We start from the raw sequence: 24,442 nt of genomic DNA on the forward strand, positions 1-24,442 counted from the left end.
GCGTCATTTCTAAACCACAGAAAATGAAGTTTAAAATTCTTGAGAACAAAATAAATACGATAATACAATAAAATCACTGGAAGAAGAATCTGATTAATCCAGTGAAGAGAAAGAATGATTAAGGTTTGTCAGCATTGCCTTTTAAAACCATATAAATCAAACTTACAAAAATCAGTAAGGCCCCGCCCAGGCTGCTCACACAAAAATATAGAATACGTTGATTGGTATCCATATTGAACAAACCGTTAGCCAAGATATAACGCATAAACAACCATTGAGCTACAGCAAATATAATTAACACAAGTGCACGACGACGGACAGCAGGACGCATGGCCATAAGGTTGCTCACCACAAAGCAGAAATAGATAGCTATTATGCCATTCTCAAGTCTTGATCTCAATGTAATAAAAAACCCTGCATGTACAGGGTTTTTTATTACTGAATTAAAGTATTAATCATCTACTTTAACTTCAGCCTTAGGTTTTTCACGTAAACGAATGCCAAGGTCACGCAGTTGATTTGGTTCAACGGGTGCAGGTGCTTGAGTCAATGGACATTCAGCAGTCTTGGTTTTAGGGAATGCAATCACGTCACGAATTGAAGTCGCGCCAGTCATTAACATGACTAAACGGTCAAGACCGAATGCCAAACCACCATGCGGAGGTGCACCGAATTTCAATGCATTCAATAAGAAGCTGAATTTTTCTTCCGCTTCTTCTTCAGAAATACCCAAAGCTTCAAAGATGGCTTTTTGCATTTCTAAGTTGAAGATACGCAGTGAACCACCACCAACTTCAGTACCGTTCAATACCATATCGTAAGCAACTGAAAGTGCTGCACCTGGATTGTTTTTCACTTCTTCGACGCTTGATTTAGGCAGTGTGAATGGGTGATGTACAGAGGTCCATTTACCATCATCAGTTTCTTCAAACATTGGGAAGTCAACCACCCAAAGTGGCGCCCACTCGCAAGTCGCCATTTTCATGTCATGACCAATTTTGATACGTAAAGCACCCATTGCATCGTTCACAACTTTAGCTTTATCTGCACCGAAGAATACGATGTCGCCATTTTCAGCACCAACACGTTTCAACAAATCCAGCACGATTGGTTCGATAAATTTAACGATTGGAGATTGAAGACCTTCGATACCTTTTTCAAGTTCGTTGACTTTGATGTAAGCCAAACCTTTCGCGCCATAAATGCCTACGAATTTGGTGTATTCATCAATCTGGCTACGTGGAAGTGAACCTGCACCTGGTACACGAAGCGCAACGATACGACCTTTAGGATCTTTAGCAGGACCTGCGAATACCTTGAACTCAACGTCTTGCATCATGTCTGCAACGTCAACCAGTTTCAAAGGAATACGCATATCCGGTTTGTCAGATGCATAGTCACGCATTGCATCTGCATAAGTCATACGTGGGAATTTATCGAATTCAACGTTTAGAAGTTCTTTGAACATCTTAACCGTTAAACGTTCCATCAAATCCATAATGTCATCGTCACTCATGAACGATGTTTCAACGTCGATCTGGGTGAATTCTGGCTGACGGTCAGCACGCAAGTCTTCATCACGGAAACATTTTGCGATTTGGTAGTAACGATCAATACCGCCCACCATCAACAACTGTTTGAACAATTGTGGTGATTGTGGAAGAGCATAGAAGCTACCGTTAGATACACGACTTGGCACTAAATAGTCACGCGCGCCTTCTGGGGTTGCACGGGTTAGAATCGGTGTTTCAACGTCGAGGAAACCATTTTCTTCGAAGTAGTTACGAATCAGGTTGGTTAATTTAGAACGAAAACGTAAACGATCGATCATTTCTGGACGACGAATATCAAGGAAGCGATATTTCAAACGTACTTCTTCAGAAATATTGGTATTTTCGTCATTCAATGGGAAAGGCGGGGTTTCTGATGCAGCAAGAACTTCGATTTCTTTTGCTAGAACTTCGATTTGACCGCTCACCATATTGGCATTTTCTGTGCCTTCATAACGACGACGTACACGGCCTGTAATTTTTAATACGAATTCTGAACGTACTTTATCAGCAGTTGAGAAAGCTTCGGGAGTATCTGGGTCAATCACCACTTGAACAAGACCGTCACGGTCACGCATGTCAAGGAAGATAACACCACCGTGGTCACGGCGACGGTGTACCCAACCGCATAATGTTACGGTCTGGTCAATTTGGGCTTCGGTTAAAGTACCGCAGTAATGAGTTCGCATCATAGCGTAAAAAATCCAACTATATGGGTTGAGGTCAGCGTATACGTAAACAGCGTACCGCCTTTGAATAGTGAATTATGCCTCTTTGAGGATTTTGTCACAAGAACTAGATCAAGAATCACCACAATTTCAGTGCTGAGATTGCTTGATCTGGATAATATTTTTTAACTTTTAATCGTTTATTTATCTAGACGATGATTTTTGTCTAAAAATAGAAAGAGTACACAGCCCAAACTAAATGCAATTAAGAAGGCACTGGCAAATTGATTGACTGATCGGCCTATAAGTGAGTACAGATCAGTTGACCATGCATGGTTCCCAAGTGTTTGGGCAAAAGCAATATATGAAGAACAGGCATAAAAAAAGGACACAAGCAGAATGAATAAAGCAGAGGTTTTTATTTTTCTGGAGATAGGTTTTAACAGTTTATATTTCAAATAATAGTGTATTCCCATCCATGCCATAAATGGCAGGGCAAGGATGGATGTACCAATCTGTAACACACGGTGCATCGGATAGACATTATCAAACAATGAAACTGGTCGATTCAAAAAATGCTCAAAAGCAAATGTTCTAAAATCTGAATGGGTCAGTCCATCCCAGATTAAATGGCTAGAAATCCCTACGATTAAGGCAATAATCACACTAAGGATAAATCCCAGCATTTTATCGAAAGAACCCCAATCTAGTGGCTTCTCCATTCCAATCCATCGAAAAATTACCGGTCGATACAGGCCATACCACAGCAAGCAAAAGCCTAAGCCAATCAATAGATTTGGAACAATTAAGCCTTGCCATTGATGTGAATTGTCATAGCTTTCAGAGGTAAATAAACGATATAAATCAGGTGTCATGCTGCCAATCGCCAATGCCGAAATTGGCAATCGATAGCCGGTGAGTTTGGCAATGGGCGGTGCTAAAACAGCATGTGAGATTGTAAAAGGCATATTTAAAGAAATGAACTGAAATGTATTAAAATAATGTGAATCACAATAGCAAATTATTGAATGCAATATGCTTGAGAAAGAAATTGTTTTGTAAATAAATGATAAATATAGATGATTTAAAGTTGGGAGTTATTTTTTGATTAGTTGGGAGTTATTTTTGATTAATTGGAAGATCGATATTGCAAAAATAACGAAATGTTATATTATAACATTATTCAGAAATTGCAGCTTTGAGCCAGTTCCATGTCCTTCCATAAGAATCTAATTACACTCTCTATTTTTGCAGTCATCGCACCTGCTGTCTTTGCAGAGAACCCCAGCCAAAACCAACAATTAGACACCATCAAATTACAGGCGCATCCCTTAGTGCAGTCGGCTGCAGATTTTGCAGTGGCTGATCAGGTGATTGATCATCAAAAGCTTGCACAAGGTGGGGTAACCATTGGCGATGCTTTGGCGGGTGAACTGGGCGTATCTTCGAACCAATATGGTTCTGGTTCAAGCCGTCCAGTAATTCGCGGGCAAGATGGTGCGCGCGTTAAAGTTTTACAACATGCTTCTGAAACTGCCGATGTATCCACACTTTCACCAGACCATGCGGTAACGGTGGACCCTATTTTAGCCAAGCAAGTAGAGGTCATTCGCGGCCCATCAACTTTACTGTATAGCGCAGGGACTGTCGGTGGATTGGTGAATGTCACTGACAATAAAATTCCGACCCAAATGCCTGAGGATAGTTTAGAAGGTACAGCCGGTCTACGTTATAACTCTGGCAGTGATGAAAAGTTAGCCAGTGCAGGAATCACGGCAGGAATTGGGGAAAACTTTGCGCTGCGTGTGGAAGGTTCAAAGCGTAAAGCCAATAACTATATTGCACCTGATTATTTTACAGAGCATGAGCATCATCATGAGGGTGAAGAGCCTGAGATTCATCGAGAAAAAGCGCGTCGTGTAGACAATACTTTTGCTGACGGCGAAACGATTAATATTGGTGGATCATGGATTCACGACCGTGGCTTTGTCGGTATAGCCTATAGCAACCGTCAGGATCAGTATGGTTTGCCAGGCCATAGCCATGAATATGAAGACTGTCATCCGCATGGTAATGAGTTGCATTGTGGCGATCATGGGACACCAGATCCAACGTTAGTTGAAGAAGAACATGCGCATGGCGGGCCGTGGGTGGACTTGAAATCCGAGCGTTATGATTTTCGTACCGAACTCAACGATCCTTTTGCAGGTTTTCAAAAACTTCGCGCCCATGCCAGTTATACCGACTACAAGCATGATGAAATTGAAGAAAATTCAGTCATGACCAATTTTAAAAGTCAGGGTTATGATGCACGTTTAGAACTGGTGCATAATCCTGTTGCGAATTGGGAAGGGGTCATCGGTGCACAATATAACCAGCAAAAGCTCGATATTACTGGGGAAGAGTCCTTACTTGATCCGAACAAAACGCAAAAGTGGAGTTTATTTGCCTTAGAGCATAAGCAGTTTAATGATGTTCATGTTGAACTGGGCGCACGCTTAGATCAGCAAAAAATTGCGATTGATTCAAACAAAAAAGATTTTGACGATTATGGCTTCTCTTATTCAGGGGCAGTGAACTGGGAATTTGCACCGAGTTATAAATTATCGCTGGTTGGTTCTCATCAAGAACGTCTGCCTTTGGCGCAAGAGTTGTATGCCAAGGGCAAACATTTTGCGACCAACACGTATGAACGTGGCAATGAAAATTTAAGTGCAGAAAAATCCAATAATCTGGAGCTTGGTTTGCATTATGAGCAGGATAAGTTTGATTACCATGTGCATGTCTATCACAACTGGTTTGATAACTATATTTATGGAGCGACAACGGGTCGTGAAGAAAATTTCCGTTTAGTCGACTATACGCAGGACAAAGCCAAGTTTTATGGTACCGAAGCACAGGCCTCTTATGCTTTGAACGATACTTATAAAGTGGGTGTATTTGGCGATTATGTGCGTGGCAAAATTGACAGTAAAAATGCACCACGTGTTCCGGCAGGTCGTCTCGGGACCAAAGTCGATGCAAGCTTTGATGATCACTGGTCCGGTTTAGCCGAGTATTACCATGTGTTTAATCAGGACAAAATCACAAGTTATGAGCAGGAAACTGATGGCTATAACCTGGTGAATGTTGGCGTATCTTATACCGGCCAATATGCAAAAAATAATGATTATCGCGTGTATTTTAAAGCCAACAACCTGCTTGATCAGCAAGTCTACTCACATGCTTCATTCTTGTCGAATATTCCGCAAGTCGGACGTAACTTTAGCGTTGGTTTGGAATTTGGTTTCTAGGCGAAATTTAGCTTAGATCAAAGTATTCAGCTAGGATTCACAGAAATACTCTTGAAAAATAAAGCAATAAAACCTAGTCTGATATGATCGGACTAGGTTTTTTGTTATGCGTATTTTTCATCGAATTCATCAGAAATTGAATTGGTCACGCCGTCGTTATATGAGCGTGATCATCGGTTTATTGGCTTTGGGATATCTCTCATCTGCAATTTATCATACCTATAAACCGCTGCCAGAGGGCCTGGATTTTACGGGTAAGTTGCGTCATGCCGAGGTGAAGTTTTTAGCAGATCAGACCTATATTGATGCACATGGTAAACAACAACAAAATCAGGTCATTTTTAATGAAATGCTAAAAATGATTGATGAGGCACAAACCACCATTGTGCTGGATATGTTTTTATTCAATAAGGAGGTCGGGGAATCAACTCTGGCCCATCGTCCACTGGCGCAACAATTAACCGATGCCTTAATTTCAAAACGTGATGTTCAACCGAATATTGACATTAAAGTGATTACCGATCCGATTAACTCGGTTTATGGTGGTGTTGCACCAGAGCATTATCGACAATTACGTGCCGGGGGAATTGATGTGCTTGAAACGGATTTAAAACCGTTACGTGCATCCAATCCATTGTGGTCGGGCTTTTGGTATATCTGCTGTCAGGATGCGGGCAATAATTCTGAAAAAGGCTGGTTAAATAATCCATTTGGCGATGAAAAAATTACCTTGCGCAGTTATTTCAATCTGTTTAATTTTAGGGCCAATCATCGTAAAACCATGGTAGTCGATACAGCTGAGGGCTGGAAGACCTTGGTCACCTCAGCAAACCCACATGATGGCAGCTCGCGTCATTCCAATGTGGCATTGGTGGTTGCAGGCAATACTGCAATTGATGTATTAAAGACCGAGCAGGCTGTAGGACGAATGTCCAAAGGCAATATTCCTATGGTGATTGTCGGTGAGTTTGAAGGCGAAAAATCATTGCCGCAAGTTCAGGTGCTGACTGAAAAAGCCATCTTTGATGAAACATTGAAGTTGATTGAAACAGCGAAGCCACACCAGCAGATTGATCTGGCAATGTTCTATTTGTCTGAACGGCATATTGTGAAAGCCTTAATTGCAGCGCATGAACGTGGGGTAAAAGTTCGTGTATTACTTGATCCGAATAAAGATGCTTTTGGTCGTAAAAAGAATGGCATTCCCAACCGCCAAGTGGCCGCTGAATTGAATGCGGCGAGTGTACCTGTACGCTGGTGTAATACCCAAGGGGAGCAGTGTCATAGCAAGATGATCATGAAACGAGATGCACAGAACGCGGAATTGATTTTAGGTTCTGCGAATTTCACTGCACGTAATATTAAAAATTATAATCTGGAAACCGATTTGCGTGTTGTGGGTACATCAAAAGCGCAAGTCTTTAAGGATGCCAATCAATATTTTGATACCGCCTGGTCAAATCTGGACGGTAAAAATATGAGTGTTGATTACAGTCAATATGCGGATGAATCGAAATTAAAATATGTTATTTACCGCTTTATGGAATGGAGTGGGTTGTCTACCTTCTAATGCTCATCTCTTTGCGGATTGTGAATAAATAAAATCCTTAAATCCCTCTCTTTGAAAAGAGGGATTTCTTTCTCCTTAAGAGGGGGGAGTTCCCTCTCCTTCTAGGAGATGAGCAGCACTGCTGTGCAAGGGAGAGATCAATAAAAAACTTACAGCGGATTCGGTGGAATTAATTTATCCAGATCGGCATCTTTCATTTTATCGAGTTCTTTTAAATCTGTCTTGATTGTCCACTGACTTTCATCTTCAACCGGTTGCGGTAAACGCGCTTCTAACCAGTCACAGATCACATCTGGTGAAAAGTCAGGATGATTGCATTGAATCACCCAAGCCAAAAAATCTTTCGCTTCACCATTCATGTAGGGGGGTGGTGAAACAGGTAAAAACTGGGTTGGAAGACGTTCATTCTTGGAAATGTAATTCAGCACATGACCCAGTTCCTGAACAGTTTGCCATGCAAGCGGGTGTTCAACATTGATTTGAAATTTAAACCACCATGCATGTTGACCATCTGAACCATAAGCATCAATCAGTGCTTCTTGTACACTCGGTACTTTGCAAAAAAATTGATGGAGGCGGTCAAAACTTAAATCAGCCACTCTGTTTGATCCAGTAACAAAAAAGAATGTCTTAGCATAAACATATTTTAGTGCTTAGATGCACGAAAGTATGAAATTACGGCAGAATTTAATTTACAAAACGTTGCATTAGATGCTTTTTTATCCATTTTTTATCCTAAACTAAAGATTAAAATCAGTTTATAAACTATATGATACGATAAATATCGTTCGGAGGTTCTGATGAAAGTAGCAGTAGTTTGTGCACTTGGTGGCATGGTGCTTTTGGGAGCTTCTGCGACTACGCAAGCGGAAAATCAATGGTCCAATTACCATGGTGTGGATACCACAAAATATCAACATCAGCCTCATTATCCGCAAACGAGCTATCCCCAAAATCATTATCCACAGCAGCGTCCAGGTTATCCACAAAATCGACCTTATTATCCGCAGCGTCCATCGCCTCATCAGAATTATCCAGCCATTCAAAATGGCATCAGCATTCAGTATCAAGCGCCCACAACGATCACGCATAACTCACAAAGTTATAGCTGGGTGAATGGTGATCCAAATACGGCACGGATTGAAAGCTCAAGCTATACTTTGATTACGGATTGGAAACGTTTAGGTTTGCCTCCACCTCCGACTGGAACCTACTGGATTTTTGAAAATGGGCGCTATGTGTTGGTGCCGAATCGTTAGAGAAAAAAAGCAGGCGAGAAGCCTGCTTTTAGTTTGCCTTTATATTCAAATTGGAACTTGGCTTCTCCCTAGTGAAACCAAGATATATTTTAAAGATTCCCATTTCCTTGAAGGAGAGGGAACAAAGAACATTAAGCCAATTCATCATCTTGTGGACGGGGTGTTTTACCTTCGGGCAATGAATTTTCACTATGCTTGTCACGAATCACGGAGGGATATGTCCAAGATGCATAACGCACCACTAAGATCGCAACAGCCATAATCAGAATTGAACTGGTAATAATCACCAGATCCAGATCAGCTTTATGGTCGTGCTGGATATCTGAAATGAGCAAGCGAGTGAGGGCGGTAATGGCGATATAAATCAGGAAACGTACCGGCATATGATTGGTCTTGAAATAAATACCAACCATTGCACCCAGTTCAAGATAAATAAATAACAGCAGAATATCGTCAATGGTGGCGAATTGTTTTACGGTAAGAATATGAAATACCGTATGACCTGCAGACCAGATCACCATACAACCAATAATAAACAGTGAAATATAATGAAAACTTTCTACAGCAATATTGCCGAAACGGTCGAGGAGGGTTTCAATTTTTTCAACTTTGGCATCATGTTTTGGCATAGTTCTCCTCCTTTGTAATAGATGAGTATTTGGATGAAATTGGTATTAAAACAGTAAGCAAGTTTCGTGCACATTAAAAGTTAAAACAATTGAATGTTATAAATAATTCAATGGACTGTGTTTTTTCTATACTGAATTGATATATTGTAGGAGTGTTATTTCACGGATCAGGAAAACGAAAATGTTAGAAACAATTCAAACAAAAATTAATAATTTACAAAATGGCAAAAAACTCATTTTAGGTTCCGGTATCAAAGGGGATGAAATGCAGAAGCTGATTGCATTATGTGAAAATTTACAATCTGAGGGGTTGATAAAAATTGTTAAAATTCAACAAAATTCACAAAATAGTAAAAAAATATCGGACTCTATTATTGTTGAAAAAATCTAGTTTAATTTAGAAAAAAACGCCTGGGCATTCAGGCGTTTTTTTATTGTATGTAAATTAAGACTGGCTGGTGAAGTAATCTTCACTAAAGTTCATGATCACTTCTGGACCTGCTTTTACCTTGGTAATGCGGAGTGCAAGTTCTGGCAAAATACGCTGCGCAAAGTATTGAGCAAGCGCTACTTTCTTTTGATAGAATTCGCCATCTTTCGATTTCGCTGCATTCGCGATTTTTGCGAACATGTAAGAGAAGCTTAAAAGACCTACAGCGTGCAGGTAATCTACAGCAGCAGAGTTCGGGAATTCAATATTTTCACGTGCAGCTTCAATTACGTATTGAGTCACCGATTCAACTTCAGTTGCGGCATCCAAGGTTGCATCTTTAATGAAGTTAAGATCAGCATCTAGACTGTTAGCGAAGTCACGAATTTCCTGAATGTATTCAGCAATGAACTCACCATTACATTTAATGGTTTTACGACCAATTAAATCTTGAGACTGAACACCGTTAGTTCCTTCATAAATTTGTGCAATACGTAAGTCACGTACACATTGTTCCATACCCCATTCACGAATATAACCATGTCCACCAAACACCATTTGCGCATCAATCACTGCATCAAAAGCAGTATCGGTTAAATAGGCTTTTGCAATCGGGGTAAGCAGGGCAACGCGGTTATTGGCAGCTTTTACTGCTTCAGGATCGGTAGAGAACTTAGTGATATCCAGTTGTTGACCGACATACACGGCAAATGCGCGCGATGCTTCGTTGTTGGCACGGGCATTGAGCAGCATACGGCGTACATCACCATGTACCAAGATGCTGTCCGCAGCTTTGGCTGGTGATTGAATTCCGGAAACGCTACGGCCCTGGATACGGTCAGTCGCATATTGCGCTGCATTTTGGTAGGCAAATTCAGAAGCACCTAGACCTTGGATTCCCATCGATAGGCGTTCGTAGTTCATCATGACGAACATCGCAGCTAAGCCTTCGTTTTCCTTACCTACAAGGTAACCTTTAGCACCATCGAAGTTCATCACGCAAGTTGCAGAGGCTTTAATCCCCATTTTGTGTTCAATTGAACCTGGACCTGCATGGTTACGCTCACCTAGAGAACCATCTTCATTCACCAGGAACTTCGGTACAATAAACAATGAAATACCGCGTGAACCTGCAGGTGCATCCGGTGTTTTAGCCAAAACTAAATGGATGATATTTTCTGCTAAGTCGTGGTCACCACCGGTAATAAAGATTTTAGTGCCAGTGATGTTATAAGTACCATCTTGGTTACGCTCAGCTTTGGTTTTGATAATGCCTAAGTCTGTACCTGCATGCGGTTCAGTTAAGCACATGGTGCCTGACCATTCGCCAGAGTAAATTTTAGGTAAATAGGTTTCTTTTTGCTCTTGAGATGCATAGCTGTTGAGTGCCATACCTGCACCCACAGATAGAAGCGGATAAAGAAGGAATGATGGATTGGTTGCGAACAGCATTTCGTCAGCAAGCACAGTCAGCATTTTCGGCATGCCTTGACCGCCCCATTCTTCATCTGCGCCTAATCCAATCCAACCGCCATCTGCATATTGTTTGAATGCTTCTTTAAAACCTGCAGGTGTGGTTACCTTGCCATTTTCAATTTTAGCGCCTTCTTCATCACCGGTACGGTTAATGGGTAAAGTGACATTTTGGGCAAATTTTGCCATTTCTTCAAGAATAGCTTCAGCAGTTGCAGCATCCACATGGGCAAGGTTTTCATTGGCTTGCCAGAATTGCTCTGCATTAAAAACATCATTCAGGATGAATTTCATATCGGCAAGCGGTGCATTATAAATTGGCATAAGGTGTTACCTGTTTATTGTTTGAGTCAGTTCGGTTTAGTTGAGTCTAAACGATGAAAAATATTGTTGTTAGACGACTAAAGATTAATTTTTGCATCTTTTATAAAGAAAAAGGACTGTCAAATCAATGACCGTCCTTCTCCTGTTGATCAAGTTAAAACTTGATAAAAATTAGAATGCGAAATGTTCAGCATCTAAAGCAAGTAATGGCTCTACACCACCTGCAATCACGTCTACGTGTGAACGTACGCGGGGAAGGATTTTCTTGAAGTAGAAACGGGCAGTGGTTACTTTGGCGTTGTAGAAGTCAACGTCAGTCGTACCAGCAGCAAGTGTTTCTTGAGCAAGAAGCGCCATACGAGCCCATAGGTAAGCAAGGGTTACATAACCAGAGAAGTACAGATAATCAACTGCAGCTGCACCGACTTCATCCGGATTTTGCATTGCACGCATACCAATCTGCATGGTTAAATCGCCCCACTCTTTATTCAGAGCAGCAAGCGGTTCAACGAATTCTTTCATTGCAGCGTTGTCTTTGTTTGCTTCAGCAAATTTGTGGATGATTTTGGTGAAGTCTTTCAACATAGCACCTTGAGTACCCAAAACTTTACGGCCTAACAAGTCAAGCGCCTGAATTTCAGTAGTCCCTTCGTACAAGCAAGCGATACGTGTATCACGTACGATTTGCTCCATACCATGTTCAGAAATAAAGCCATGACCACCGAACACTTGAACACCGTGTTTCGCAGATTCAGAACCTGTTTCAGTCAAGAATGCTTTTGCAATTGGAGTAAGAAGTGACAACATGTTGTCCGCAGCTTTGCGTTCTTCTTCAGTAGTGCCGTGTTCAACCACATCAGCGTATTGAGCCAACAGATAAACCAGCGCACGACCACTTTCTGCAAATGCTTTTTGTGTTAAAAGCATGTTACGAACAGCAGGATGGACAATAATTGGATCTGCTTCTTTTTCTGGTGCTTTAACGCCTGAAAGTGAACGCATTGCCAAACGATCTTTGGCATAGGCAAGGGCACCCTGGAAAGATGCTTCAGATGCTGCAAGACCTTGTACAGCAGTACCGATACGTGCCGTGTTCATAAAGGTAAACATGCAGTTTAGACCACGGTTTTCAGGACCAATCAAGAAACCTTGAGCTTTATCGAAGTTGATCACACACGTTGCGTTACCATGAATACCCATTTTGTGTTCGATTGAACCACAACGTACTGCATTACGTTCACCCACTGAACCGTCTGCATTTACATTGAATTTAGGAACAATGAATAACGAAATTCCTTTCGTGCCTTTTGGTGCGCCAGGAAGGCGAGCAAGAACGATATGGATAATGTTATCTGCCATGTCGTGTTCACCAGCAGAGATAAAGATTTTCTCGCCAGAGATGGCAAAGCTACCATCAGCATTCGGTTCAGCTTTGGTACGGATAATACCTAGGTCAGAACCTGCGTGAGATTCTGTCAGACACATGGTACCTGTCCATTCACCTGAAACAAGTTTAGGCAGGTAAGTATCTTTTTGCTCTTGAGAGCCATGGTGTTCCAAAGTACGTACTGCACCATGAGAAAGACCAGGGTACATACCCCAAGACCAGTTTGCAGTACCGACCATTTCAGAAATGGTAATACCTAGAGAATTCGGTAAAGCTTGACCGCCATATTGTTCATCCGCAGATAACGATGGGAAGCCAAGTTCGATATATTTTTTGTATGCTTCTTTAAAGCCGGTCGGTGTGGTTACAACACCGTCGTTCCAGGTACAACCTTCACGGTCACCGACTTGGTTAAGAGGAGAAAGTTCATTTTCACAGAAGTCAGCAGCAGCTTCTAAATATTGATCGACCAACTCACGGCTTACGGTTTCTTGAAATGCAGGGAGTTTTGCATAATGTTCTTCAGCATTTAATAATTCGTGGAGAACGAATTGCATCTCACGTAAGGGCGCTTTGTATTGTGGCATATCGGTTTCCTCAATACTGGTTTAACCAGCTTATAATCCTAATCAACATTTGAACGTGCCTTCTAGGACACGTATTTGTATGGCTTAATCGTGCTACATCTTCTTGGTTGGTACAAGCGTTTGCATGCTTTTTCTTGGTGACTGTAAAGTCAAAGATTTCTGACTTGAAATTGCTAAGTATCTTGAGTGTAAATGCTTTTATGATTTATTGAGTGGTATAAATAGTCAAATCGCCATTTTTTGATCAGCAATAAAAAAGGCGCTCGAAAGCGCCTTTTTTAATTTTGAAGCGATATTTATGTGGCAGATTTCACTGCAACAGGGGCTTTAGGCTGAAAACGGATTGCACACTTGCCATCGATGGTTTGGGCACCGGCTTTGACTTGAACTGCTTTACCAGAGGGCTGACCTTGGCAAGCTTTTAAAATGGCTTGTTGCTTTGCTTGACGTTCAGCTAGGCGTTGATCAAACTGCTTGGTCAACTCGGCACGTTGAGCGTTGGTGAGTGGTTCACCGCGTTTCATCTGCATGCTGTTGATGTCACCACGCATTGGGCGATGTTCACCTTTCATTGAACGGTGTTCGCCACGCATGTGTTTAGCTGCTTTATGATCAGGCTTAAATGTCATTACGCAAGTGCCATCAACCGTTTTGTCGCCCGCTTTAATTTGCACTGCTGTACCTACAGCTTTGCTATCACAGGCTTTTTTAATCTGTTCAAACATTTGTTTACGTTCAGTTCGCATTTGCTGGAACTGTTCACGTTGTTCTGGCGTCATTTTACGATCATGCTTTTGATGATGATCGTGCATCATGCGAGTATGTTCACTATGTTGGTCTTTGGGGGTATGGGTAGATTGGCAAGCTGTCAAGACACCGAGACTCAGAACACTGGCACCCACTAAAGCAATTTTTGTCATGGAATTCATTGTTGTTATCTCCAAAGAAAAATAGTATCAATTTAATAAGTTAAGATTAAACAATAATGATGAAGAAACAATGAAGAGTTTTTTGAGACAGTGTTGGTTACAATCATAAATTGAGAAGAAAATATTGAGGTTTTGCTTTTGAATATTCGTCGTGTTCCGATTGCCCTACGCCTGTTTTTGACCGTATTACTCACGACTTTAGTGATTACCACCGTTAGCCTGGGTGTGTTGCATTGGACCATGCAAAAGAATTTCGCCAGATATGTGGCAGATGTTGAAATGCAGAAACTGGATTACGTCATCAGTAATTTGGCGAGGGTGTATTCAGCTTATGATGACTGGGGCAATGCCATTCAAGCGCAAATTTTGCAAATTGAGGGGGAGGCAGCTCCCGATGATTATGACCGGTTGTCACGTTGGTGGTTACGCCGCCAATATGACATTGCCTTGCAGCAGCGTTATTTTCAGGAAAATACCTTGCTCAGCCTTTCACCCGGATTGAACCAGGCGGAACAAAGCAAACCGGTACTGGATGCCGAAGAACTCCAGATGATGGAATTGAATTTGCCTTCGGAATATCAGCCATTTGAAGGGCTTAAATTCCCTTTAAGTTCAAATCAGAATATATTTCGCACCGATAAAAAAACAGAGGGTGCACAGGCAGATTCGACCCAAAATCAAGGCAAAAAAAAGCAGTTTATTTCAATGCCTGACCGTTTAGGCTTAAGTTCACGATTATCCTTGTATGATGCCAATAAACAGTTTGTGGTTGGTGAGCCATCAGACATTCCAATTTCGTATCGTCCCATTATGGTGAACGATAAAATTGTCGGCTATTTGGGTTTAAAACCTGTACTGGATAAAGATGATGCCTTAAGTATTAATTTCTTCAGTAACCAAAAACGCTATTTACTGCTCATTTATGGCTTAACTTTTTTAAGCAGTTTAATTGCTGCCTTATTGTTGGCGACCTATTTTAAAAAGCCCATTCAACGTTTGTTAAATGCAACCCGCGAATTGACCAAAGGGCATTATCAGCATCAGGTGAAAATTAACCGCAATGATGAGTTGGGAGATTTATCCAATGAAATTAACCAGCTGGCAGTAATTCTAGATCAACATGAACAATCACGTCGCCAGTGGGTAGCGGATACTTCACATGAATTAAAAACACCACTTGCGGTACTACAAGCACAAATTGAAGCGATGCAGGACGGAATTCGTAAGCCGACGCCAGAACATTTTGAAGCGATGCTTCGTCAGGTGACCAGCTTGAAAAAATTGACTCAGGACTTGGCTGATTTAGCCCAGGCTGAAGCCCAACAGCTCACCTGCTATTTGGCCGACGTAAATCCTTGGATGGTGGTGCTACAGGAGGTTGAAAACTTCAAACCCAAGTTTGCCCAAGCGGATTTATCGATTTCAGTACAAGGCGAAGGTACGAATTTACAATTAGATATAGATCGTTTTAAACAAATTATAGTCAATTTACTCGGCAACAGTATTCGTTATACTGAAGCGGGTGGAGAAGTTCGAATACATACCGAGCAATCGGCGAGTCATTGGAGTTTAATTGTCGATGACAGCCCGCTTGGGTTGAGTGATGAACAGTTGGCACGTTTAGGCGAGCGTTTCTATCGCGTTGATGATTCACGGACACGTAGTACCGGTGGTACAGGTTTAGGTTTGGCATTATCTGGTAAAATTGCGCAGGCATTGGGTGGGAAATTGAGTTTTGAACATTCTCCATTAGGTGGCTTGCGTTGCAAACTGACTTTTCCAAAACAGTTAAACAAATAAAGGGATGAGATTCATGAAACATGTCATGCTGGTTGAAGATGAAGTTGAACTTGCACAATTGGTACGAGACTATCTGGAAGCTGCGGGGTTTGAAGTCAGCATGTTTCATGATGGTCAGGAAGCCTATGACAGCTTTATTCAGCGTAAACCAAGTTTGATGATTTTGGACTTGATGGTTCCGCGTATGGATGGCTTGACCATTTGCCGTAAAGTGCGTGAACAGTCTGATTTGCCCATCATTATGGTAACTGCACGTACTGAAGAAATTGACCGTGTCTTGGGCTTGAACATGGGTGCAGATGATTATATTTGTAAACCTTTTAGCCCGAAAGAACTGGTTGCGCGTGTACAAGCAGTTTTACGTCGCCTAGACCGTCATGCAGAGCCTGAACAAAACAGCTTGTTCCGTATGGATAAAGCGCAACAACGCATCTGGTATCAGCAAAAAACCTTGAACTTAACACCAACTGAATTCCGTTTGCTGGAGTTATTCCTGGAGCATGTTGGACAAGTTTATTCACGTGCGCAATTACTCGATCACATTAACCCAGATAGTTTTGATGTGGCAGATCGCGTGATTGACAGCCATATTAAAAACCTGCGCCGTAAAATTTCGGATGCTGCGGAAACCGGTAATCGTCATGAATGGATTCAGGCTGTTTATGGCGTGGGCTACCGTTTTGAATATCCTGAAGACTGATTGAGTTTTAAATGATAAAGCGAGCTGAAATGGCTCGCTTTTTTATGGGATATATATTCCCAACAAGGGCTAAAATTGTTGATAAAATTTACAGCATGTCATCGCGATTCAATGTTTTAAAAAATGCTTAAAAACAGTCCAAGGAAATAAGCGATGACTTTTGCTTTTATGTTCCCGTTAGCCGCAGATTGAGTTAACCAGTCCAATGCTAAATGTGAATCACGTTTCAAACCATTTTTTCCCATTAAGTGACACATGCCAAGATAAAATTGGGATTGAGCATCTCCGAGATTTGCAGCTTTTAGGTACCATGTGTTCGCTTGAGGTAAATTTATGTCCCGACCTAAGCCTTTTTTATACATATAAGCGAGTGAATATGCTGCAGCAGAATCATCTTGTGCCGCAGCAACCTTAAAAAGTTGAAATGCCTGTTCATAATTTTGCGGTATCCCTTCACCATTTAGGTGCATGATGCCTAAGTTGTAATGGGCATCTACATCACCTTGAGCAGCTGCTATGCTATACCATTCCACTGCTTTTTTATAATCTTGTAAAACGCCTTCACCCTATTGGAACATATAGCCGAGATTGTACTGAGCTATTGGATCACCTGCATGTGCCAATTCAATGTTTTGTTCGTAGATGGTTTTACTTGCAACACTTGAATTGATGAAAAGCATTAAAATAAAACTAAGAGTGATTGTATTTATAGTCTTCATTATCTATTTTCTATGGGTATTTTTTATATATTAATGTTTTTAAATCCATTTACTATTACTAAAACCGAGTATCGATGTAATCCTTTATTGGCTTTTATATAGAAGTAGGAAGTTTTTTCAAAATTTCACTCCTCTGTTTTTGGCCTTTATTTAGCTTAGATACTATCAACTCATAAGAGTTCAGAACTAAATCCTGAATCAGAGATCCGTCTAATTCTTCATCTTCATACACAGAAATCCAGTGCTGCTTATTCATATGCCAGCCAGCATGAATATAAGCATAAATATCCCTCAGCATAGTCCCATGATCAGGTTGAACTTTCAGGTTAATCGCAGCTTTGCCTTGTAAATGAAAACTCAGCATAAAGACTTTATCCAGTACTTTAAACACATCAAAACTCTCACCAAAAGGCTGGGTGACAGTGACTTCAGGTAGTTTTAAAGCAGTTGATGAAGCAAGTTCATGTAAAGACATAAGCTGACTCTATTGAAGTTGAACTGTGGATGATGCTTAAATTGTATACAGTTTTGCTTTGGGTGGTGTATAAGTTAAGATGAACAGCTCACCATCACTTCAGGCACATCATTTGGCAATGGTGCTAAATCTTCCGGTTGTTCTAAATCCGGCTGTTTCAGATAAGGCTGACTTAATAGTTTAAACAAACGATCCACTTCGGAAAAATCATCCCGCTCTGCCAGTTCAATAGCTTTTTGTGCCATATGGTTACGCAGAATATAATGCGGATTGGCCATATGCATGGCGGCATCCAATTCATCAATATCCTGTTGTTCGCGAATACTTTCATATTGCGCCAGAAATGCTTCAAACTGACGACGGTCCAAGCAGTCATCTTTAATGGCGTCATAGTCTTTATTTTGCAGACGGATAAAACTCTGGGTGTAGTCCAGCTGCTCACTTTGCAAAATTCGCAGGAATGCCATTCCACAATCAAAACTGTCTTTATGGAAACTTGGCAAGCCTATTTTCTGGTTTAAACCATCTTTATAGTGTTCCAGAAAAGTTGGCTCATAATGTTCCAGACATTGAGCCAAATCTTCTTTAAACTGTTCTTTCTCGGTAGAATCCTTTTTTAGCGGAATCAGATTATTCAGCCAGGTCCACAAGTTCCAGTGTGCAATACTTGGCTGTTGTTGATAGGTATAACGTCCCTGATAATCCGAGTGGTTGTTAATCCAATTCGGACGAAAACGCTCCATGAAACCATAAGGTCCGAAGTCGAGCGTTGATCCAGTAATATTAAGATTGTCTGTATTCATCACTCCATGTGCAAAACCGACCAGTTGCCATTTGGCAATCATTACCGCGGTACGCTGGATGACTTTGGTGGCAAAAGCCAAGACAGGCTGTTCAGCCTCAAGACATTCTGGATAATGCCATTCAATACATTTTTCTATGAACTCAGGCAGTAATTCAGGCTGATATTGATTGATCCACTCAAAATGACCCAAACGAATATGGCAGTCTGAAGTACGCAGCATCATTGCTCCCGGTTCCATTTTTTCACGCTGTATGCCTTGTGTTGAAGAAGTGAACCCAATGGCATTGCTGGATGCAACCCCAAAAGCATTGAGTGCATGGCCTGCTAGATATTCACGGATAACCGAACGTAAAACGGCACGGCCATCGCCCATACGCGAGTAGGGGGTTAATCCAGCGCCCTTTAAATGCAGGTCGATGGTTTGATTATTTTTATCCAGAATCTGCGCGATCAATAAGCCGCGCCCATCGCCCAGTTGTCCCGCCCATTGTCCAAACTGATGTCCTGCATAAACCATCGCCAACGGTTCAAATTCGGCAAAGGTTTTTTGCCCGCTACAGATTTCGACCCATTGGGCTTTATCTTCCTCTGACCATTGTAATTCATCAGCCAGTGCTGCATTAAAATGACCGGCTTTTGCTCCTTTTAAGGGAACCGGCATTTGATGGTGAAAAAGCTCGGGACTGAGCAATGGATAACGCGGATTAAATTGCATAGGACAATCTAAAAAATGGGGGAGATGTCCTCACTATAACAAATTTAAACGACCAAAATAAATAAAGCCCCAAGAGTGGGGCTTTATATTGAATCAAACTTTATTATTAAGAAACGGGATTCTTTTTAATGGTACGCATCAAGATATTTAAGGTATTGCGATGATGTGAAAGACGTTGTTCAACCAATTGAAAATCAATTTTAAGTTTGCTGTCGATTTGGTGAATCTTTTCAGCAACAGACGCTTTTTTTGCTTGAATCTCTTGTTCTTTCAGCTTTGCCCAATCATTTAATGTTTGGGTAAACGCTTCATACTCTTGTGCAATACGGAGTTTTGCAGTCGCCATATCTTCGTTGACATTATGGCCATAAACAGCCAAATCCTGTTCAGCATATTTAAAGCGCATTGCCAATTCTGCTTTTTTAATATTAAAGCTTGGAATACGACGTAAGTTCTTTGCTAAACCAAGTTTTGAGCATGACCAGATCAGCCATTTTGTTGGATCATATTGCCACCATTTCACGCCATTTCGGTAGTCATACTGGAAGATGTGATGGTAGTTATGATAACCCTCACCCCAAGTTGCAATCGCTAGAACGAAATTGTCACGTGCAGTATTTTCGTCCGTATATGGACGTTTGCCCCACATATGGCAGAGTGAGTTAATGAAGAAAGTAACGTGATGACTCAAAATCAGGCGCAGTAAACCACCTAATAACAATACGCCCCACATATCACCAACAGCCCAACCCACAGTAGTGAGAATCACAGCATGTACAGCAATAACCAGAGGAATGTAATATTTATCCTGAAACATCACCACTTTGTCATTTAACAAATCGGGTGCATTTTTATAGTTTGCTTCTGCTGCTGGATAGTTGCGAAGCATCCATCCAATATGTGCATACCAAAAGCCGTTATTAATTGAATATGGGTCTTGTTCGATATCATCAACATGACGGTGATGGGTACGGTGACCTGAAGCCCAGAACAAAATACTATTTTGAACGGCAAAAGTACCCATAAGCATTAAAATAATTTTTAATGGCAAGGTTGCTTCATAAGCACGATGTGCCCATAAGCGGTGATAACCCGCAGTAATCCCTAAACTACTCACACCAAGTAGTACAAATAAGCTGATCCATGCGCCTAAGCTAAAATCATGATGATAAGCATATAGAGGGATAGCGATTACAGCCACAATGGGTAAAAGTACCAGTGCGAACACTGCAATCCAGTTAATTGGGGCTTTGGGTAGGGGAGCATTCATCTCCAACAGCACTCCTAGAACCTTTTAAAAGGTAAAGGTAAGGTATAAATGATTTCTTAATTCAATATAGTTTATAAGGATTAAGATTGTTTCAATACTAGCATGAGTGATCAAATCTTCACTAGTATTATTCTACAATCGTATTGTACTAAACAGTAACAGAATACTGGTTTATGTTGATTGATTTTATCGAAGGTTTACACATCTTATTTATAGATTGACGATAGGAATTAAAACCAAATATTTAGACAAGAGAATAAACAGTTGTTCTGTCTGAAATTATTAAATTTGTTTATCTTTTTTTAGCAGATTAAGGATGCTCTCTGCCTATCTTTTATATCATTTAAAGTGTTGTAACATCATTTTAGGAAAATCAGTAATCAATCCGTCAATGCCTAAGCTTTGCAGATGTCTGGCGCGTTCAAGATCATTCACAGTCCAAATACTGATATTTAAATGGGCGTGTTGGGTGGCTTGAATGATTTTATCTGTTGCCAGTGTATTCATCCAGCCAATTTGGCAGCAACCTAGTTCTAAAGCCTGCTCGATGGCATGTTCTTTGATATCTTCTTCAACCAGTAAACCGCGTTTAAAAATGGAGCGCTGCTGTTTTAAAGCCTGATGAATTTTTACATCGAAACTGGTGATCACGGCAGTTTGTTCAAAACCATGTAATTGTTTTTGTAATTCTAAAACCAGTTTTTCAGCTTCAGCCAAGGTGGCAACCGCTTTGACTTCAACTTCAATATGTTCAAAGTCCTGCATGACTTTAAGGGCATGTTGCAAGGTCGGTGTAACTTCTATATTGTTCCAGTCCGGCCAGAAAGAGGCTTGGTTATAGGGTTGTAGTTCAGAACTCGAACATTCATATATATTCTTATTCTGCCCTGTAGTACGTAAGAAATTGTCATCATGCATGATGATAAGTTCATTATCTTTAAGCTGACGGACATCAAACTCAACTGCTCGAATGCCGAGGTCATGAATGTATTGAAAGCCACCCAAAGTGTTTTCAGGAGCTTCTCCTCGTGCACCACGATGTCCGATGATTCGCATCTTTGATCCTTTTATGGAAATTTTATATTTTCATAACGGTGTCTTACCGTTTATTCATCCAATTTGAGGAGCTCATTGTTTCACTTTTTAAAAAAGTGAGCAAAAACTTTACCATTCGCAAAACCTGTTTAACAGTAGCAATTTATTCACTGTTTCGCAGAAACTTTATGTATCAAATTTCAGTCAGGTTGTGAATGGTACTTATCATGAAGCAAAGACCGTGACTTCAATCAAAAATCAGTTGCATTGAGTTTAAATCGTTTCATTAATATTTTTTTGCCAAAGTACCTCAGATCCGCCTTCAGCACGTTGCAAAGTACGCGATGCAACAAATAACCAGTCTGACAGACGGTTTAATAGTTGCAGGGAAGTTGCCTGAATATTTTGATCGCGGCCCTGTACGGTCAACAGGCTACGTTCAGCACGGCGACATACGGCACGTGCTTGATGTGCATAGCTGCATGCAAGTGTGCCTGCAGGTAAAATAAAGTCTTTCAGCATGGGTAAGGCTTCATTCATAAGGTCAATTTCATTTTCCAGAAATTCAACTGAAACAGGTAACACCATATTGTAGTTTGGAATGCAGACTTCACCCCCCAAGTCGAACAGCCAATGTTGAATCAGGCTAAGTGATTTATCCCAAGTCGCTTTATCTTCAATTGAGCTGACTGCAATTTGTGAACGTAAGATTCCGATGCAAGAGTTCAGTTCATCAACGTCACCTAAGGCGGCAATACGCAAGTCATCTTTGGCTACACGAGAACCGTCACCTAGTCCGGTTGTGCCTGAATCGCCTGTACGGGTATAAATTTTACTTAAACGGTGGCCCATAGGTATGTCCTTCATTTTTAGATATTTCAATTTAAAAAGGATAATGCCATAGGCATGACATTATCCTCAAAAGTATTTACTTAAACTTGGCTGGAATTAGTATTTGAACGTTACACCGGCAGAAGCTAAGCGGCCACCATTTACATAGTAGTAGCCTTGATCCTGATAAGATGCTTTATATTCTACATCGCCAATATTTTGAATATTGGTAAACAATTTAACATTCGGATTTATATTCCAATATGCATTCACATCTATAGTTGCATAACCGGGATTCTGGTAATTTTTGTCCCAATCTTTTGAGTGAGACTTAGCAATTAAAGAGGTACTAAGACCATATATTTCATTTTGGATACCCGTCGTTAAAGTTAAGCCTTGACGAGGGCGACGGCCTAAATCTTGGTGAGTTTCACCGTTTTCGGGTTTCACATAACTATAAGTGGCTTTGGCAAATAAATCATTTTGTTGCCAAGCTAGATATAATTCGCCACCTTGATAGGTTGCTTTATCAATATTATCCAGTGGACCGTAGTTTTCTGATGCTATCAGGTCTTCAACTTCCGTGTAATAGGCTGATAAACCTGTTTTAAAGCCGAAAGGTAAAAGTTGGTCGAAACCTGCTTCATAAGAAATACTTTCTTCTGGGGCAAGATCTGGATTGCCGTTCCATGCGTTGTAGAGTTCATTTAAAGTTGGTGATTTAAACGCTGTTCCAATATTGGCATAAAGACTGGTAGAGGGAACGATCTGATAGCGCGCCGCAACTTGCCCTACAGTATGGGTACCATACTTTTCATTGTCTTCTACGCGTATGCCGGCTTGAGTATTCAGCTTTTCACCATTAAATTGATGTTGCACATAATATCCAGTGGAATCGACATCTTCATTATAAGGTGTCCCATAGGATAAAATATCTCCATCAAGCTTACGGTGCGTTACACCTGTAAGAAGGCTGTGCTGAGGTTTAAAGTTCCATTTGCCGTAAAGTTCAGCTTCTTGTGTTGTGCTATGCACAAAATCAGTCGAATCTTTTTGATCGACCTGATCTTTGAATTGAGATACTCGTCCATTCAGTTCAATATTTTCTGAAACGTTAACGCGACCGCGTAAATTGACAATTTCATTTTCAAAATCCTGTTTAAGCAAGCTGCCGTCAAATGCATAGGCATCATATAAACTTGTACCTTTATTTGTACTGTAATCTATAGATGCAGCAAGTTGCTGTTTTTCTACGCCCACTTTGGCGCTATAACCCTTTTGGTCAAATGAGGCTGTTTCAGCGCTACCCGTTTTTTGGTTGGTGATTTTGGTTGCATCAGATTCTAGGCGTTGTCCACGAATCTGGGCATAAAAGCCATCTTCAAATAAATCTGCGCCAATAACCGATTTATAGGTTTGGTGTTCGCCCATTTCACCTGTCATAAATGCACTGTTTTTCTCAGGTTTGTTGGAAACCAGCTGCACCACACCACCAATTGCATCTGTGCCATAAAGTACAGATGCCGGACCTTTCAGTACTTCAATCTGTTTAATATCGGTTGTATCAATAAAGGCTAAATTGGCTGTACCAGATGAGGGGTTATTCAGTCGAATACCATCACGTAATATCAGAGTATGGTCAGATTCCGTACCACGTAAATACATATCTGCAAGTTGTCCCATTCCACCATTTTGTACCATGTTAATCGCAGCATCGTGTTTTAGCAGGTCGGGAAAAGAGGCGATAGGGGATTGCTCAACAAGATGAGGCTCAATAATTGAAATACGCGCAGGTACATTTTCAATTTTTTCTTCAGAACGCGTGGCTGTAACAATCAAAGTTTCTAAAGCTGAATTTACTGCAGTTTTGGCAGGCGTTTCATTTGCAGAAACACCAGTTGAAAAACCCATTGCAATAGTGATCGCGCCTACGAGTGCAGTAGGTTGAAAAAGAGTAGACATGTTTTTACGCTCCATACATTCACCCCCCGTG

General features: G+C 41.0%; 21 protein-coding genes and 1 pseudogene. 6 read left to right on the top strand and 16 right to left on the bottom strand.

The annotated features are described in order from the left end of the window. Nucleotides 1–118 precede the first annotated feature (118 nt). From ACKI4H_RS17675 to ACKI4H_RS17685, 3 genes are all read right to left on the bottom strand, one after another. Nucleotides 119–337, bottom strand: coding sequence for a hypothetical protein (locus ACKI4H_RS17675; RefSeq protein WP_407308067.1), 219 nt, complete (start codon nt 335–337; stop codon nt 119–121). Between the two features lie 114 nt (nt 338–451). Further along, nucleotides 452–2,242, bottom strand: a complete 1,791-nt coding sequence (aspS, locus tag ACKI4H_RS17680; RefSeq protein ID WP_407308069.1) for an aspartate--tRNA ligase — start codon at nt 2,240–2,242, stop codon at nt 452–454. A 176-nt stretch (nt 2,243–2,418) separates the two neighbouring features. Continuing rightward, nucleotides 2,419–3,186, bottom strand: coding sequence for a DUF4184 family protein (locus ACKI4H_RS17685; RefSeq protein WP_407308071.1), 768 nt, complete (start codon nt 3,184–3,186; stop codon nt 2,419–2,421). A 243-nt stretch (nt 3,187–3,429) separates the two neighbouring features. Between ACKI4H_RS17685 and znuD the strand changes: the two genes are divergently transcribed. Beyond that, on the top strand, nt 3,430–5,511 hold the full coding sequence (gene znuD, locus ACKI4H_RS17690) for a zinc piracy TonB-dependent receptor ZnuD (protein ID WP_407308073.1): 2,082 nt from the start codon (nt 3,430–3,432) through the stop codon (nt 5,509–5,511). 106 nt (nt 5,512–5,617) lie between these two features. Continuing rightward, on the top strand, nt 5,618–7,081 hold the full coding sequence (locus ACKI4H_RS17695) for a phospholipase D family protein (RefSeq protein ID WP_407308075.1): 1,464 nt from the start codon (nt 5,618–5,620) through the stop codon (nt 7,079–7,081). A gap of 149 nt (nt 7,082–7,230) precedes the next feature. Here the strand turns inward: ACKI4H_RS17695 and ACKI4H_RS17700 are convergent, their stop codons facing one another. Continuing rightward, on the bottom strand, nt 7,231–7,680 hold the full coding sequence (locus tag ACKI4H_RS17700; protein WP_407308077.1) for a hypothetical protein: 450 nt from the start codon (nt 7,678–7,680) through the stop codon (nt 7,231–7,233). 201 nt (nt 7,681–7,881) lie between these two features. Between ACKI4H_RS17700 and ACKI4H_RS17705 the strand changes: the two genes are divergently transcribed. After that, on the top strand, nt 7,882–8,340 hold the full coding sequence (locus ACKI4H_RS17705; protein ID WP_407308079.1) for an RcnB family protein: 459 nt from the start codon (nt 7,882–7,884) through the stop codon (nt 8,338–8,340). A gap of 131 nt (nt 8,341–8,471) precedes the next feature. Here ACKI4H_RS17705 and ACKI4H_RS17710 read toward each other — a convergent pair whose 3' ends face one another. After that, on the bottom strand, nt 8,472–8,969 hold the full coding sequence (locus ACKI4H_RS17710; RefSeq protein ID WP_407308081.1) for a phosphate-starvation-inducible protein PsiE: 498 nt from the start codon (nt 8,967–8,969) through the stop codon (nt 8,472–8,474). A gap of 181 nt (nt 8,970–9,150) precedes the next feature. On the opposite strand from ACKI4H_RS17710, the gene ACKI4H_RS17715 reads away from it, so the two are divergent. Further along, entirely contained in the window at nt 9,151–9,360 is a 210-nt protein-coding gene (locus ACKI4H_RS17715; protein ID WP_407308083.1) for a hypothetical protein, read from the top strand. Nucleotides 9,361–9,414: 54 nt separating this feature from the next. On the opposite strand, the gene ACKI4H_RS17720 is transcribed toward ACKI4H_RS17715, so the two are convergent. The 3 genes from ACKI4H_RS17720 to ACKI4H_RS17730 all read right to left on the bottom strand — a co-directional run bounded on the left by ACKI4H_RS17720 (nt 9,415) and on the right by ACKI4H_RS17730 (nt 14,099). Further along, nucleotides 9,415–11,196, bottom strand: coding sequence for an acyl-CoA dehydrogenase C-terminal domain-containing protein (locus tag ACKI4H_RS17720; protein WP_407308085.1), 1,782 nt, complete (start codon nt 11,194–11,196; stop codon nt 9,415–9,417). 171 nt (nt 11,197–11,367) lie between these two features. Next, the gene (locus ACKI4H_RS17725) at nt 11,368–13,170 is read right to left on the bottom strand and encodes an acyl-CoA dehydrogenase C-terminal domain-containing protein (RefSeq protein WP_407308087.1); all 1,803 of its coding nucleotides are present in this window, start codon (nt 13,168–13,170) and stop codon (nt 11,368–11,370) included. 296 nt (nt 13,171–13,466) lie between these two features. Continuing rightward, nucleotides 13,467–14,099 (bottom strand): hypothetical protein, encoded by a 633-nt coding sequence (locus ACKI4H_RS17730; protein WP_407308089.1) that lies wholly within the window; start codon nt 14,097–14,099, stop codon nt 13,467–13,469. 138 nt (nt 14,100–14,237) lie between these two features. Between ACKI4H_RS17730 and baeS the strand changes: the two genes are divergently transcribed. Both baeS and ACKI4H_RS17740 read left to right on the top strand, forming a co-directional pair. Beyond that, the gene (gene baeS, locus ACKI4H_RS17735) at nt 14,238–15,899 is read left to right on the top strand and encodes a sensor histidine kinase efflux regulator BaeS (RefSeq protein ID WP_407308091.1); all 1,662 of its coding nucleotides are present in this window, start codon (nt 14,238–14,240) and stop codon (nt 15,897–15,899) included. Between the two features lie 13 nt (nt 15,900–15,912). Next, nucleotides 15,913–16,599, top strand: coding sequence for a response regulator (locus ACKI4H_RS17740; RefSeq protein WP_081406183.1), 687 nt, complete (start codon nt 15,913–15,915; stop codon nt 16,597–16,599). Between the two features lie 116 nt (nt 16,600–16,715). On the opposite strand, the gene ACKI4H_RS17745 is transcribed toward ACKI4H_RS17740, so the two are convergent. The 8 genes and pseudogenes from ACKI4H_RS17745 to ACKI4H_RS17780 all read right to left on the bottom strand — a co-directional run bounded on the left by ACKI4H_RS17745 (nt 16,716) and on the right by ACKI4H_RS17780 (nt 24,411). After that, a complete protein-coding gene (locus ACKI4H_RS17745; protein WP_407308147.1) occupies nt 16,716–17,117 on the bottom strand; it encodes a tetratricopeptide repeat protein in 402 nt (133 codons plus the stop codon). Beyond that, a pseudogene (locus tag ACKI4H_RS17750) lies at nt 17,103–17,159 on the bottom strand (hypothetical protein); the annotation flags it as partial. The pseudogene ACKI4H_RS17750 and the gene ACKI4H_RS17745, both read right to left, overlap by 15 nt. A gap of 253 nt (nt 17,160–17,412) precedes the next feature. Further along, nucleotides 17,413–17,793: an MmcQ/YjbR family DNA-binding protein gene (locus ACKI4H_RS17755; RefSeq protein ID WP_407308093.1), complete on the bottom strand. Its 381-nt coding sequence runs from the start codon at nt 17,791–17,793 to the stop codon at nt 17,413–17,415. Between the two features lie 74 nt (nt 17,794–17,867). Then, complete coding sequence (locus ACKI4H_RS17760) at nt 17,868–19,313, bottom strand: protein adenylyltransferase SelO (RefSeq protein ID WP_407308095.1); 1,446 nt, start codon at nt 19,311–19,313, stop codon at nt 17,868–17,870. A gap of 106 nt (nt 19,314–19,419) precedes the next feature. After that, on the bottom strand, nt 19,420–20,583 hold the full coding sequence (locus ACKI4H_RS17765; protein ID WP_407308097.1) for an acyl-CoA desaturase: 1,164 nt from the start codon (nt 20,581–20,583) through the stop codon (nt 19,420–19,422). 339 nt (nt 20,584–20,922) lie between these two features. Then, nucleotides 20,923–21,639: a glycerophosphodiester phosphodiesterase gene (locus ACKI4H_RS17770; protein ID WP_407308099.1), complete on the bottom strand. Its 717-nt coding sequence runs from the start codon at nt 21,637–21,639 to the stop codon at nt 20,923–20,925. A gap of 252 nt (nt 21,640–21,891) precedes the next feature. Continuing rightward, nucleotides 21,892–22,470, bottom strand: a complete 579-nt coding sequence (locus ACKI4H_RS17775; protein WP_407308101.1) for a cob(I)yrinic acid a,c-diamide adenosyltransferase — start codon at nt 22,468–22,470, stop codon at nt 21,892–21,894. 96 nt (nt 22,471–22,566) lie between these two features. Then, on the bottom strand, nt 22,567–24,411 hold the full coding sequence (locus ACKI4H_RS17780; RefSeq protein ID WP_407308103.1) for a TonB-dependent receptor plug domain-containing protein: 1,845 nt from the start codon (nt 24,409–24,411) through the stop codon (nt 22,567–22,569). Nucleotides 24,412–24,442 lie beyond the last annotated feature (31 nt).

The sequence above is a fragment of the Acinetobacter sp. genome, assembly GCF_045628685.1.
Lineage (GTDB): Bacteria > Pseudomonadota > Gammaproteobacteria > Pseudomonadales > Moraxellaceae > Acinetobacter.